The organism is Mesorhizobium sp. M1006, assembly GCF_040318825.1.
Taxonomy (GTDB): domain Bacteria; phylum Pseudomonadota; class Alphaproteobacteria; order Rhizobiales; family Rhizobiaceae; genus Mesorhizobium.
In genome coordinates, this window is the sequence record NZ_JAMYMZ010000026.1 from 21,829 (window position 1) to 35,652 (window position 13,824).

General features: G+C 60.7%; 12 protein-coding genes. 6 read left to right on the plus strand and 6 right to left on the minus strand.

Going from position 1 to position 13,824, the window contains the following annotated elements:
- Positions 1-13 precede the first annotated feature (13 nt).
- From pcsA to NKH60_RS22435, 3 genes are read right to left on the minus strand one after another with little or no spacing between them, the layout of a single operon-like run.
- Positions 14-790: a phosphatidylcholine synthase gene (gene pcsA / locus NKH60_RS22425; RefSeq protein WP_502893794.1), complete on the minus strand. Its 777-nt coding sequence runs from the start codon at positions 788-790 to the stop codon at positions 14-16.
- Positions 791-825: 35 nt separating this feature from the next.
- Complete coding sequence (locus NKH60_RS22430; RefSeq protein WP_352471871.1) at positions 826-1,440, minus strand: DUF1326 domain-containing protein; 615 nt, start codon at positions 1,438-1,440, stop codon at positions 826-828.
- A 13-nt stretch (positions 1,441-1,453) separates the two neighbouring features.
- Positions 1,454-2,392, minus strand: coding sequence for a DUF2182 domain-containing protein (locus NKH60_RS22435; protein WP_352873370.1), 939 nt, complete (start codon positions 2,390-2,392; stop codon positions 1,454-1,456).
- 61 nt (positions 2,393-2,453) lie between these two features.
- Here NKH60_RS22435 and NKH60_RS22440 point away from each other — a divergent pair, with 61 nt between their 5' ends.
- Positions 2,454-3,662, plus strand: coding sequence for a UbiH/UbiF family hydroxylase (locus NKH60_RS22440; RefSeq protein WP_352873372.1), 1,209 nt, complete (start codon positions 2,454-2,456; stop codon positions 3,660-3,662).
- Positions 3,663-3,883: 221 nt separating this feature from the next.
- Positions 3,884-4,207 carry a heat shock protein HspQ gene (gene hspQ / locus NKH60_RS22445; protein WP_023675043.1) on the plus strand — a complete coding sequence of 108 codons (324 nt, stop codon included), beginning with the start codon at positions 3,884-3,886 and terminating at the stop codon, positions 4,205-4,207.
- A gap of 110 nt (positions 4,208-4,317) precedes the next feature.
- Here the strand turns inward: hspQ and NKH60_RS22450 are convergent, their stop codons facing one another.
- On the minus strand, positions 4,318-4,947 hold the full coding sequence (locus NKH60_RS22450; protein ID WP_352873374.1) for an invasion associated locus B family protein: 630 nt from the start codon (positions 4,945-4,947) through the stop codon (positions 4,318-4,320).
- 231 nt (positions 4,948-5,178) lie between these two features.
- Between NKH60_RS22450 and NKH60_RS22455 the strand changes: the two genes are divergently transcribed.
- Positions 5,179-6,999, plus strand: coding sequence for an extracellular solute-binding protein (locus NKH60_RS22455; RefSeq protein WP_352873376.1), 1,821 nt, complete (start codon positions 5,179-5,181; stop codon positions 6,997-6,999).
- Between the two features lie 23 nt (positions 7,000-7,022).
- Positions 7,023-7,700: a DsbA family oxidoreductase gene (locus NKH60_RS22460; protein WP_352873378.1), complete on the plus strand. Its 678-nt coding sequence runs from the start codon at positions 7,023-7,025 to the stop codon at positions 7,698-7,700.
- Positions 7,701-7,706: 6 nt separating this feature from the next.
- Here the strand turns inward: NKH60_RS22460 and NKH60_RS22465 are convergent, their stop codons facing one another.
- Complete coding sequence (locus NKH60_RS22465; protein ID WP_352448905.1) at positions 7,707-8,141, minus strand: hypothetical protein; 435 nt, start codon at positions 8,139-8,141, stop codon at positions 7,707-7,709.
- A gap of 628 nt (positions 8,142-8,769) precedes the next feature.
- Here NKH60_RS22465 and NKH60_RS22470 point away from each other — a divergent pair.
- Positions 8,770-10,659, plus strand: coding sequence for an ABC transporter ATP-binding protein/permease (locus NKH60_RS22470; RefSeq protein ID WP_352873380.1), 1,890 nt, complete (start codon positions 8,770-8,772; stop codon positions 10,657-10,659).
- A gap of 272 nt (positions 10,660-10,931) precedes the next feature.
- Positions 10,932-12,296, plus strand: coding sequence for a magnesium transporter (mgtE, locus tag NKH60_RS22475; RefSeq protein ID WP_352774094.1), 1,365 nt, complete (start codon positions 10,932-10,934; stop codon positions 12,294-12,296).
- A 57-nt stretch (positions 12,297-12,353) separates the two neighbouring features.
- Here mgtE and gor read toward each other — a convergent pair whose 3' ends face one another.
- A complete protein-coding gene (gene gor, locus NKH60_RS22480; RefSeq protein ID WP_352873383.1) occupies positions 12,354-13,742 on the minus strand; it encodes a glutathione-disulfide reductase in 1,389 nt (462 codons plus the stop codon).
- Between the last annotated feature and the right edge of the window lie 82 nt (positions 13,743-13,824).

Here is a 13,824-nt window from a genome sequence, read left to right on the forward strand (position 1 = left end):
GGCTCTCTTGGGATCAGGCTTTCTTATCCGGCTTGGCGCCGAGATTTGGGAAGAACTGCATGATAGCGCCGATGCAAGCGAGGTAAAGCCCGGTGACCGTAATCCCGATCTTGATGAAATCGCTGACCTGCTCGCCCAGCACGCCGATCTGGTCGTAGAAGGAGGCAAGTGCGGCCTGCGCCAGCGCCAGCGCGCCGAAAGCGCACCAAAGCAGCGTCATACCGAGATTGATTGGCCGCAGCCGCTTCACCCGCACCGGATGGATGAAATTGATCGGCACGAAGGTGAGAATGCCGGCCACCACGACCACGGCGAAAGAAACCCATTGTCCGGGCTCGATGACGAACAGCGTGAACACCACCATGTTCCAGACGACCGGAAAGCCCTTGAAGAAATTCTCCTTCGTCTTCATGCCGGTATCGGCATAGTAGATTGCGCTCGACACCACGATGATCGCCGCCGACAGGAACGACAGGCGCTCGCCCATGAAGCCGCGCTGATAGAGCGCAAAGGCCGGAATCAACACGTAGGTCACGTAGTCGATGATGTTGTCGAGCAGTTCGCCCGACCAAGTCGGCAGGATTTCCTTGACATCGAGCTTCCTGGCGATCGGCCCGTCGATGCCGTCGACGAAAAGCGCCAGCCCCAGCCACCAGAACATCGCCGTCCAGCGCTGCTCGCTTGCTGCCACTAGCGACAGAAACGCCAGGAATGAGCCCGACGCGGTCAAGAGATGGACCGAGAACGCCCGCGCCTGAGGCCATGTGACTTTCTTCTTCGGCCGCGGAATCCGGTCGGCGATTTTCCTGGCCGTCGTCTTCTTGCTCACGGGCCCCGCCAGTCCAGCTTGCAGATTTCGGCCGAACGGCCAGCAAAGTTCCAGTTGCGGCCAAAGGCCCGCATTTTGCTCTTGTCGGATTTGGCGACGATGATTTCCGGCGCAATCCAGTATTCCGAATTGCTGATGACCGTATCCTTGTCGCGATCCTTGCCGGTAATTGGCGTCACCGCACCATCGATGATCTTCGGTATCTGAAAGATGCGTGTTTTCTCACGCGTCTCGTAGGTGATCGGCACCTGCTCGGCACCGAGGAACTGTCCGACCAGGATGGAGAGCAGCGATGTGGTTCCACCGGCCTTGCCGGTGAATATCTTCGTCAGTCCCTTCACAGCGTAAACCGAGGCGCGCTTGTCGATGAACAGGCCCGCCGTCCAGTTGCCGCGGCTCATATAACCGGGGATTTCCATGACCAGCCCAAGATTGAGGCCGGACAGGTCGACCTCGCCGAAATGGCCGGCATCGATCCGGAACCCCGCCCAGGTTTGGCAATAGCCTTCCGTAGGCGGATGATTGCCGAGCGACAGAACGCAAGGGCAAAAAACCGTGCAATTGCAGGAAAGTATGAGCTCTCCCTTCATTGCCCAGTTTTGATCTGTCATCGAATTCTCCCCCTCATGCCGAGACTACTAGTAGCGCGGCTGCCCAGACAAGCAGTATCGCACCGCCCAACCGCGTCGGCAGATTGCCTGCCGTCTGTTTTTCGACCAGGCTAAACAAGCCGATCAGCGCCATCCAGAACACGTTCATCACACCGACGGCAAACATTACCAGCATCAGCGCCCAGCAGCATCCAAGGCACCACAGGCCCTTCTCTATACCGAACCGGAAAATGCGAATGGGCCTGGCGCTCCAGTTGGCGAACAGGACCGAGAACGGATTTCTGCACTTCTCCAGACAGGCTTCCTTCAGCCAGCTGAACTGATAGAGACCAGCGATCGACAGCGCGGCTGCTCCGGCAATTCCAAGCAGCGGATCGAGCATCTGCCCGGATGACACGAATGCATGGACTGCGAGCGTCAGGGCAGCGAATATTGCCGAGGCGGCAAGCCAGACGCTCAAATATCCAGCGATCAGGATCAGCGGATGGGCAACGGGTTCCCCCTTGATCCGGGCGGTATCTGCGATCTCGCAATAGGTGCGGATCATCGGCGCCGCGGAGGGCAGCATGGTCGCGATGGCCATCAACAGCCACATCGCGGTGAGTGCCCCGCCTTGCGCGCCTACGCTTGCGCGAAGCGGCGCCGGCGCAAGCCAAAGGGCGAAGAAACGCGCAAGGAAATCCGGCAGCGGCAGTTGCGGCAGGTATTCCAGCACGGCGTCGCCGGGTACATCGGCGCCCGGGAGCCGGCTCACCGCCCCCCGAACTGCCATTGCGCCGAGAAGGAGCCAGGCAACGGCGATGCCCATGCCGGCAATGACGCCCACCGTCAGTCGAGGGCTGCATGCAACGCTCGCCATCGCGCGGCCGGTGCCGTCGAGGTGGCTGAAATCGTCTTGTCGGCCGGTCATGGCAACCGAATGGGCCGAATCGCCGCGTTGATCAAGCCGCATCACCTGACCTATATGGACCAGCAGGCCGGACGGGCCTCACCTCGCAATCCGGAAGCCGAATTTGAACCATCGGGAAACAGCACGGATACTGGTCGCTGGCAGCGGCCCTGCGGGGCTGATCGCGGCGCTTGGCTTTACCGAGGCGGGTTTTCCCGTGACGCTCGTCGGACCCGACGCCGCCGGCCCCGACGGCCGGACGACAGCCTTGATGAACCCTGCCCTGAAGATGTTCGAACGGCTAGGGATCTTCGACGGAATCAGGCCGCACGCAGCGCCGCTCAAGGTGATGCGTATCGTTGACGCAACCAACCGGCTGATCCGCAGCCCGACAGTGACCTTTCGCGCCAGCGAGATCAACGAAGAGCAATTCGGGCTGAACTTGCCCAACAGCGTTCTCAACCGCATGCTAGCCGAGGCTGTCGCGCATTCGGGCATCGAATGGCGAAAGTCGTTGGTGGAGGCATGGCGCCTCGATGCCGACCATGCCCATGCCGTTCTCGCCGACGGCAGCGAGGTTGAGGCATCGTTGGCAGTTGCCGCCGATGGCCGTCAGTCGCCGGCCCGCGAGGCAGCCGGCATCCGCACCTCGATCCGATCCTATCCGCAGGCGGCGTTGGTGCTCAATTTCGGTCACCGCAGCGACCATGCCTTCACCTCGACCGAATTCCACACCGAGACCGGTCCGTTCACACAGGTTCCCCTGCCCGGCAACCGGTCCAGCCTTGTCTGGGTGCTCGAACCCGATATCGCCAAGGACCTTGCAGCACTCGACGACGCCGAGCTTTCGACGCGGGTCGAACAGCGAATGCAATCGATGTTGGGCCGCGTGTCGGTTGAGCCCGGCCGGCAGGTCTACCCACTTTCAGCGGTGAGCCCGTGGCGGTTTGCGCATCGCCGCGTGGCACTTGTCGGTGAAGCCGCCCACGTGTTTCCCCCAATTGGCGCGCAAGGCCTCAATCTCGGCATCCGGGACATCGACGACCTGATTGGTGCCGCAAGCAGAAACCGCTCGGACCCGGGCGCCGCCAAGGCGCTTGCAGCCTATGATTTCAAGCGGCGGCCGGACATTCTGGCGCGCAGCAGCGCGGTCAACCTGCTCAACATGTCGCTGCTTTCCGACATGCTGCCGGCCCAGCTGGTGCGCAGCGCTGGCCTGGGCGCGCTTGAGGGGTTTGCGCCGTTACGGGCGTTTTTCATGCGCGAGGGTCTTCGACCCGGCAGCGGTTTTGCGGCGTTTTTTGGCGGATTTCGAAAACCGGCTGAGCGATAGCGATCTTGGCCACCGCCCTTGATCCGCATCTCGCGATGCTCAACCCGGCATCAAGGGGATCGGGATTGAATTGACGCCGCGTCTGCGCCAAATAATGACGATGTCGACCTTAAGGTCTGGGCCAATCTTTGCCGGACCGGTGCGTAAGAATCTAAAGTCCTGGAGCGTTCCTTGCGTGTTCCGAGATGCGTGGCGTTCAAGAAGTTCAAGTGGTGAGTGCGATGAAGACAGCCAAATTCTCGATCGGACAGGTGGTTCGGCACCGGCTGTTTCCGTTCCGCGGCGTCATTTTCGACGTCGATCCGCAATTCGCCAATACTGACGAATGGTACGAGGCGATCCCCGCTGACGTGCGGCCGCGCAAGGACCAGCCTTTCTATCATCTGCTCGCCGAGAATTCCGAAACGGAATACATCGCCTATGTGTCCGAGCAGAATTTACTCGAGGACCGGTCGGGCGAACCGGTCCGGCATCCGCAGATTGGTGAAATGTTCGACAAGAAGCCGGACGGGCGCTACGAGCCGAAGCACCAATTGAGACATTGACTTAGTCGGAATCTGGCTGGCCTGAGACATGGCTGGACCCGACAAACAGCCGGTCCAAACGAAAAAAGCGGGGCATGAACCCGCTTTTTTATTCGTCCGAAACCCGTCGATCAGTTGGCGGCCTTCGCCTTTTCCTGCTCTTCCTTGAGCTTCTTGGCAAAGTCCTGATTGTTCTTGGCGACGAACTCCTGGAGCTTCTTCTGCCGGTCCTCGATGTCCGACTGCTGCAGCGGCGGGCCGTCGAAGGCGCCGCTGAAGCCGGTCAGCGCAATCTTGATCGGGTTCGGCTGGTTCTGGAAATTGACCGAGGTGAGCGTCAGCGCCGATCCCTTTTTGAAGGATGCGACAAGCTGATCGCTCAGCGGCACTTCCGCCACGCAGCGATCCGGAAAACAAATCACATAGTCGAGCTTCTGCGCCTTGCCGCCGTCGATCTGGAGGCCGATGCCGGGAGGAACGAGACGGCCGGTCGGAACCGTCACCTGGAACACCTTGCGGTTCACCTTGCCCTTCAATTCGATCAGGCTGACGCCGGTGATGAGCTGGCCGTTGCCAGCGGTGGTGATGTTCTGGACATTGCAGATGTCGACGTCTTCCTGCTTGGTGCAGGCCTTGAACCAGCCTTGCGGAATCTGCTGTTGCTGCTGCGCGGAAGCAGCGGGAATCCCGGCGCCCAGAATGCCGACCACGCCAGCGGCCATGACCGACAGGCGGTGCGCGTTGCTGTTCAGGCTCGTCATGTCGTGCATTCCTCTCAAATGATCCCGGAACCGGCTTGTTTGATGCCGTGTGGTCCAGCTACCTGTTGCCGAAATGAGGCAACAGAATGACTTCGGACGGCGTGTTACACTGCAAGCGGTGCCGAATCCAGCCCGGGTCTCGCGAATCTTGGCCAAGGGATAGGCTCAAGGGGTTGGCCGGTGCACGACCGGCTCATGTATGCTGCGCATCGAATCGGGAAGGAGACGGTCATGGGCCGCGTTGTCGTTTGGCTGATCGCCGCAATCTTGTTTGTCGGCCTTTCCCTGCAGCCGGCTCTGTCGGAACCGAAGCACGCGCTTGCCATGCAGGGCGAGCCGGCGCTGCCGGCCGACTATGATCATTTCAATTACGTCAATCCCGACGCGCCGAAAGGCGGCAGCATTACCTATTGCGTCGTCGGCAGCTTCGAGAATCTCAATCCGTTCATCCTGAGAAGCCTGCGCACCACCGCGCGCGGCATGATGGATCAAGCCTTTGGCAATCTTGTCTTCGAGCCGTTGATGCAGCGCAACTACGACGAGGCCTTCAGTCTCTACGGCCTGCTCGCCGATACCGCCGACATGGATCCCGAGCGCAAGAGCATCGAATTCCACCTCGATCCCAACGCCAAATGGTCGGACGGCGAGCCGGTGACGCCGGAAGACGTGTTGTTTACCTATGACGTCTTCACCGAGAAGGGCCGCCCACCTTACAGCCAGCGAATGAAAGCGATTGCCAAGCTCGAAAAGACCGGCGACCGCAGTGTGCGCTTCACCTTCAACGACAAGGCCGACCGCGAATTTCCTTTGATCATTGCGCTGACGCCGATCATCCCGAAACACGCCTTCAACAAGGACACCTTCGACAGGACGACGCTAAAGCCGGTGATCGGCAGCGGGCCTTACACGGTGGCGCAAGTCGTGCCCGGTCAGCGCATCGTGTTCAAGCGCAATCCGGACTATTGGGGCAAGGACGTGCCGTCCAAGCGCGGCTTCGACAATTACGACCAGATCACCATCGAATATTTCCTCAACGCCAACGCCAAGCAGGAAGCGTTCAAGAAAGGCATCTGCGCCATCGACGACGACAGCGACCCGGTCAAACGCGAGCGCGATCTCGATTTTCCGGCCTTCCACAGGGGCGAGGTCATCGCCGAAACTTTCGATACCGGCATTCCGCCGGTGGTCAACGGTTTCCTGTTCAACACGCGGCTGCCGAAATTTTCCAATCCGGTCGTGCGGCGCGCGCTCGGCATGCTCTACGATTTCGAATGGGCCAACAGGAATCTGTTCGGCGGCAAATACACGCGCACGATGAGCTTTTGGCAGAATTCCGAGCTGTCCGCGCTCGGCCACCCGGCCAGCGAAAAGGAAAAGGCCCTGCTGGCCCCCTACCCCGGCCGAGTGCCCGCAGATGTCATGGACGGCACCTACAGGCCGCCCGCTACCGACGGCTCCGGCCAGGACCGCAAGGTGCTGAAGGCGGCATTCGAGCTGCTGAAGAGCGCGGGCTATACGGTGCAGGACGGCGCGATGCTCGATCCCGAGGGAAAGCCGTTCGGTTTCGAGATCCTGACCGCCTCGCAGGACGAAGAGCGACTTGCCGCTATCTATCAGCGCACCCTTGAGAAGCTCGGCATCGATGTCGGCATCCGCAGCCTCGACGGTGATCAGATCCAGTCGCGCAAGCAGCGTTTCGATTTCGAGGTGCTGGTCGGCTCGACCGGTTTCAACAACTCGCTGTCGCCCGGTATCGAGCAAACCGGGCGCTGGGGATCCGCTGCCGCCAAGGCCGAAGGCTCGTTCAACCTGGCGGGTGTCGCCGACCCCGCAGTGGATGCGGCGATCGAGGCGATGCTGAGAGCTCGTTCGAAGGAGGACTATGTAGCGGCCGTCCGCGTTCTCGACCGGCTGCTGATCTCCGGCAATTACATGGTGCCGACGCAGCACAACAACCAGCAATGGCTCGCTTATTGGAACTATCTGGAACATCCGCAAAAGACGCCCATATACGGTTATCAGTTGCCGACCTGGTGGCGCAAACCGAAGTGACCTCTTCACAACAGGAGATCAAGATGAACGACGAGAGCTCGATTACCGTCGATGTGGTCTCCGACGTCGTGTGTCCCTGGTGCTTTATCGGCCAGAAACGGCTCGACAAGGCGATTGCCGCCGTCAATATCGACGTTCACATACGCTGGCGGCCCTTCCAACTCGACCCAACAATCCCGCCCGAAGGCAAGAACCGCCGCGACTATATGGTGGCGAAATTCGGCAGCGAGCAACGCATCCGCGAAATCCATGCCCGGATCGAACCGCTGGGCGAGGCTGAAGGCATCTCCTTCGCATTCGACGCCATCAAGGTCGCGCCCAATACGCTGGATGCGCACCGTCTCATTCGCTGGGCCGGCACGGCCGGCGAGGCCATTCAGAACCGGCTGGTGCGCCGGCTGTTCCAGCTGAATTTCGAGGAAGGCGCCAATCTCGGCGATCATGCCGTGCTGATCGAAGCCGCCCGCGAGGCCGGCATGGATGCGTCCGTGGTCGAAACGCTTCTGCCGACCGACGCCGATGTAGAGGCCGTGCGCACCGAAATCGCCACCGCTTCGCGCATGGGCATATCGGGTGTGCCGTGCTTTCTGCTTGAAGGCAAATATGCGGTGATGGGTGCCCAGGACGCCGATACGCTCGCCGATGCACTCCGCCAGGTCGCCGCGGCCAAGGCACGCGGCGAACTGGAAACAGCGAACTGAGTCGGACTATTTCACGGTCACCTTGGCCTTGCTGACGAAAAAGCCATGGCCATGCTTGCCGGTGCAGGTCAATCCCTTGGTGGATGACTGGCAGGAAAATGGCCCCTTGCTCCACCTGTTGCCGTAGGCCAGCCTGGTGACGCCGCCGCAGCAGCCTTGCTCGCCCGGATTCTTGATCAGCGTCGCCGGGCCTTTCGGGCCGAGGATGATCGTGACGTAGCTGGGCTCGACGCGCGAACAACTCAGTTCCGGTCCGCCATCCTGCGGCTCGTAGGTGCTGGTGCCGCCCTTCGGTGTGTAGATGCAGCCAATATTGCCGGACGGCGTGTTGAACTCGATCTGTCCCTCGGCGTTTGCGGGAACGGCCTGGCTGCCGGCATATGTTTGCGGCAGCCAGGCGAACGTTGCGAGCATCGCCGCAAACAATGTCCGTGCAAGCATGAAGAACTTCCCCCCGGTTCAAACCTGGATGCGTCCGGCAGGTTCGATCCGAAGCGCATCTTTGTCAAACGAGGTTTGGGCGCGCTTTTAAAAAAGCACGGGCCAATTGATATTGATCCGCATCCTGGACTGTGTCGGCAAAGTCATTGCTTGGCCGATTACGGGTTCCTGACAAGGCGGCTTCAAACACGAATCATACGGTCACGTCCTGGCCGCCGACGAGGCCGGACTGGCCGTGAAGGCGGTTCAGGCTGTGAAGATCGGCCGCTGGAAGGCGCTTCTATGTTCACAAAGCTGTGTGAAGACCTTCCCTTGGGGAAGATCTCTACTTGCTCGGGCGTAGGCAAGTAACTATTTGAAATTGCGTTGGTATTCCGCCCCTCGAAACGTGACGGCACAGCGCCGTGATCATTCATTCTGTTGCTCCACTGCAACGGCCGGCAAGCTAAGCCACCTGCGACTGGTGAAAAGCTAATGGAAAATGATCAATTGGTGTTACTGTCCGTAACAAAAGAAAAATCGTTTGGGCGGGATAGTGATTCGGGTCGATAGACCAACGCGACATTCAATATCGGAAAAATGGCTCCGCGGTGCCGCAAGGCCGTCGCCCCTGACGCCCGTATCGTCGATGCGCAGCTTCTGGGGACTGATGCGGGCCTACTGGTTCTCGGACCGGTGGGTGGAAGCCTGGACGCTCACCTTGGTAATAGGCTTGCTGACAGGGCTCTCCAGCAAAGCCGACGTCTGGTTTACCGTGGCGGCGGCTGAACTATATACCTCAATCGCTTTTTTTCACGACGCCGCGAATACCACGCCGCTCAAAACGCTGCTGACCAATGCCGGCCTGCTCGTGCTGCTGGTTGTGCTCAAGGACATGGGCATTACCAGTACATGCAAGTTTGTATCGGCGACATTGCATCGCAAATGGCGCGGCTGGCTAGATAGCCGCTTCAATGCGGCGCTACTCGACCCCAACCATTCACACTACCACGCCCAGCATGGCTCGTCCGGCACGGCAGCGCCCGACAACATCGACCAGCGCGTGCAGGAATCGATCAAGGACATGACAGGCGGCGCTATTGGGCTTGCCATGGGAGTATTCAGTGTCTTTACCTCGCTCTACTTTGTCGGTGGAGCTTTGTTGGCAAATTCTGTGGAGGTAAAAGGACTCGAGTTCCTCGGCAGCTACGGGAGTGTCGTGCTTGCTCTGCTGGCGGTCGCTCTCTACGTGCCGTTCAACACCTGGATCGCAGTCAAAATCGGCGGAATGCTGGAGTGGCTCAACATCAGGATGCAGAAGGCTGAAGGCAGCTATCGGGGCGAACTGATCACGTTATTGCGCCGCAGCTTTCATGTGGCGGCCTCGCAAGGCGAAGTCGTGCAGAAGACGATACATAGCCAGCTCTATCTCGACATCGATAGGACTTGGTCGAAGTTCAACATCGTCAACACCATCTATTCGGGATTCGAATCGGTCTATAACTTTGTCGGTGCCAAAATTGTCGCCTTCGGGCCTGGCCTTGTGCCGTTCATCCATAACGGCCTCGACCTCAAGGGTTACATAACAGGTTCCGAACAGGTCAACGCGCTGATCAGCAAATGTTCGTGGTTCATCCATGTCATGCCAAGTCTTGCCACGTTGCGCGCCAACAGCTTGCGCGTCATTGAATTGGCGCAGGCGATCGAAAACGTCCAGCACCCGCAGGAATTTTATCAGCAGACCGGCCGCTCCGATTTTCGCTACGACCGCCAAAACCCGGTTTTCGGCCTGACCATCCAGAAGCTCGAACTGGCGCATCAGGGCGAGGACGCAACGCCCTTCCTGAGTGCTGCAAATTTGCGCTTCCGGCGTGGCGAGTGGACTTTCCTCAAGGGCGAATCCGGCTGCGGCAAGACCTCGCTGATCAAGGCGATCAACGGGCTGTGGCCTTATGGCCGCGGTACCATCGTCTTCCCGGAAGGGGTCAGGAGTTTCTACGCCGCCCAGGAGGTGAAGCTGCAGCAGGTCTCGTTGAAGCAACTGGTCTGCCTGCCCGGTTCCGAGCATGATTACGCCGACCTGCAGGTCGCATCCGCCCTGCACAAGGCCGGCCTCGGCGATTTCATCGAGCATTTGGCCGATGAGAGTCGTGAAGGAAAGATCTGGGATCAGGTTCTCTCGGGTGGGCAGAAACAGAAGCTTGTTGTCGCCCGTATCGTGCTGCAGCAGCCGGGATTGCTGTTCCTCGATGAAGCCACCGGCGCGCTCGACCCCGATGGACGGATCGCCTTCCACCAGGCGATCAAGGACAATTGCCCTGATGCAACTGTGATCTCGATCATGCATGAGGCGACGCCGCCGAGATCGCTCGCGGGCACCGAATTCTACCACAGCGTGGTTGCGATCGCCGACGGCGTCGCCACCAAGAAGCCGCTGGTTCCGAGCTTGCCGGTAGAGCTCACCACCATCCTCACGCAGCCGACGCGGCCGGCCGAGGACAAGTGGCTGCGCTTTCCCCGCCGGCTGAAGCAGAGATAGCCGCGCGCACCACTGCCGGCATCCAGCCAGCCTGCCACGTCGCCCGATCACAGTCTCGCGATCCAGTCGGTTTGCCGCCGCTTTAACCCGCTCTCGCGATTGACTCGGCAAGGCGCGCTCCTATGTTGCGCCGGCTTGCAGAATCTCAACTCGAACCCGCGAGCAGAAAGGTCACCGCGCCATGCCTGGCGACAGTCACAGTCGAACGCAACCGCCGTCCGCTTGACGTGACCTGACAGGCTCACGTCCTGCCGGACGGCAAGGAGTGAGCCATGAACGAGTTTTCCCCTGTCGCGGGCGGCGATGCCATCGCCATCGCTCGCGTACTTGCCAACGACCACGTCGCCGACATCGTCGAGGCCTTGAACCAGGAGCCCCGCGAGACGGCATCGGAGCTGCTTTGCGAAGTGCCGTTCGGGCGGCTGGTCGAGATCTTCGACCAGCCTGAACTCGACGGCGCATTCGAACTGGTCGAGGCGCTGCCCCGCATCAAGGCAGGCAGACTGCTTGCCGCCATGTCGGTCGACCGCGCCGCCGACATACTGCGCGATCTGAACGAGCCGGCTCGTTCCGAACTGCTTGGTGGCCTGGCGCCACCGCTGCGCGCGACGCTGCTTGCTATTCTCGGCTACCCCGAGGGCAGCGCCGCCTCGCTCATGACGACCGAATATGTCAGCGTGCCGCCGGACTGGAGCGTAGCCCGCACGCTGGATTATATCCGCAAGGTGGAGCGGACGCGCGAAACCGTCTACGCGATCTACATCGTTGATCCGCAAACGCATGTCCTGTTGCGCTCGACCAGCCTGCGCCGGCTGATCGCTGGCGGGCCCGACGAGCTGATCATGGCAATCGCGCCGGATCGTGCGCCTATCACCGTCTCACCGCTGACCGATAGTGAAAAGGTTGCTCAGCTGATCTCGAAATATGATCTGCTCGCCGTTCCGGTAGTGGACAACGGCAAGCTCCTCGGCATCGTTACCATCGACGATATTATCGACACGATGATCGAGGAAACGACGGAGGATGTGCATCGTTTCGGCGGCATGGAGGCTCTCGACGAGCCCTATATGAAGATGGGCTTTCTGGCGATGATCCAGAAACGCGCCGGCTGGCTGTGCGCGCTGTTTGTCAGCGAGATGCTGACCGCAAACGCTATGCAGAGTTACGAGGGCGAGCTGGAAAAGGCGATCGTGCTGACGCTATTTATTCCATTGATCATGAGCTCCGGCGGCAATTCCGGCTCGCAGGCGACCTCGCTCGTCATCCGGGCGCTGGCGCTGCGCGAGATCGGCCTTGGCGACTGGTGGCGGGTGGCATTGCGCGAGCTGCCCACCGGCCTGGTGCTTGGCTCGATCCTTGGCGTAGTCGGCGTCTGCCGCATCGCGCTCTGGCAGTATCTCGGCTTCTACGACTACGGCCCGCACTGGCCGCTGATCGCAATGACGATCGGCGCCACGCTGGTTGGCATCGTCACCTTCGGCTCGCTGTCTGGATCGATGCTGCCGTTCGCCCTGAAGCGCATCGGCTTCGACCCGGCCAGCGCATCGGCCCCGTTCGTCGCCACGCTGGTCGACGTCACCGGGCTGGTGATCTATTTTTCTGTGGCGCTGGTGATCCTGCGCGGAACGCTGCTGTAAAAAACCTCACGCGCTTCCATCGCGGCAATTTCGTTGCCGCGATGGGTTCTTGTCGCGTCAGACGCGCTCACCATCTCTCACCCGGTAAGTCGGCTTGTACATGGTGACGAGTTCTTCCGCGGCGGTCGGATGCACCGCCATGGTGCGATCGAAATCATCCTTGGTCAGGCCGGCCTTCAGCGGTATGCCGAGAAGCTGCGCCATTTCGCCGGCATCCGGCCCGAGGATGTGGGCGCCGAGGACCTTTTTCGAGGCGCCGTCGACGACCAGCTTCATCAGCATCTTTTCGTCGCGGCCGGAAAGTGTGTGCCGCATCGGCCGGAAGGTGGCGCGGTAGATTTCGACATCCGAAAAGCGCTTTGCCGCCTCATCCTCCGACAGGCCGACCGTACCGATCTCGGGCTGCGAAAAGACTGCGGTAGCGATCGTGTCATGGTCGGGCGCCGTCGGCTTGTCCTTGAAGGCGGTCTCGACGAAGCACATCGCCTCGTGGATTGCCACCGGCGTCAATTGCACGCGATGGGTGACGTCACCGATTGCCCAGATGTTGTCGATGTTGGTGCGGGAGTATTCGTCGACGTGGATTGCCCCGGTTTTGGTCATCTCGATGCCGACGCCTTCCAGGCCCATGTTCTCGGTATTGGGAATGCGGCCGATGGCGAGCATGACCTGGTCGACCGTCAGCACCGTGCCGCCGGTGACAAGCGCGTCGAGCCGGCCGTCAGGCCGCTTCCTGACCCACTCGGACACGGCGTGGCAGAGGATTTTTATCCCCTTCTTTTCCATCGTTTCGTGCAGCACACGTCTGAGGTCCATGTCGAAACGGCTGAGGATCTCCTTGCCGCGGTAGACCAGCGTCGTGTCGACGCCGAGGCCGTGAAAGATGTTGGCGAATTCGACGGCGATATAGCCGCCGCCCTCGATCATGATTGCCTTCGGCAGTTCCTTGAGGTCGAAGGCCTCGTTGGAAAAGATGCAGTGCTCATGGCCGGGCAATGCCGGATGCGGCGCCGGTCGCCCGCCGGTAGCGATCAGGATCTGGTCGGCGGTAACGGTGCGATCCTCACCAAGAAGATGCACCACATGCCGATCGACCAGGATGGCGCGCGAATGAAAGACCTCGCCGCCGGCGCCCTGCACGTTCTTCTTGTAGATGGCCTCCAGCCGGCTGATTTCGCGGTCCTTGTTGGCGACCAGCGTCTGCCAGTCGAAACGCGCCTCAGGCACCGTCCAGCCATAACCGGCGGCGTCGGCGAAATGCTCGGGGAATTGCGAGGCGTAGACGTAGAGCTTCTTCGGCACGCAGCCACGGATCACGCATGTGCCGCCATAGCGGTATTCCTCGGCAATGCCGACACGCTTGCCGAGTGCGGCCGCGACGCGCGCCGCCCTCACCCCGCCGGAGCCGCCGCCGATGACGAAAAGATCGTAGTCGTAACCGGCCATGGCTGAACTCCTTGCCCCTCAAACCCCGAGACAGGTAGGCTGCCGACTATCAAAAGAAAAGCCCGGATTTGCCGGGCTTTTG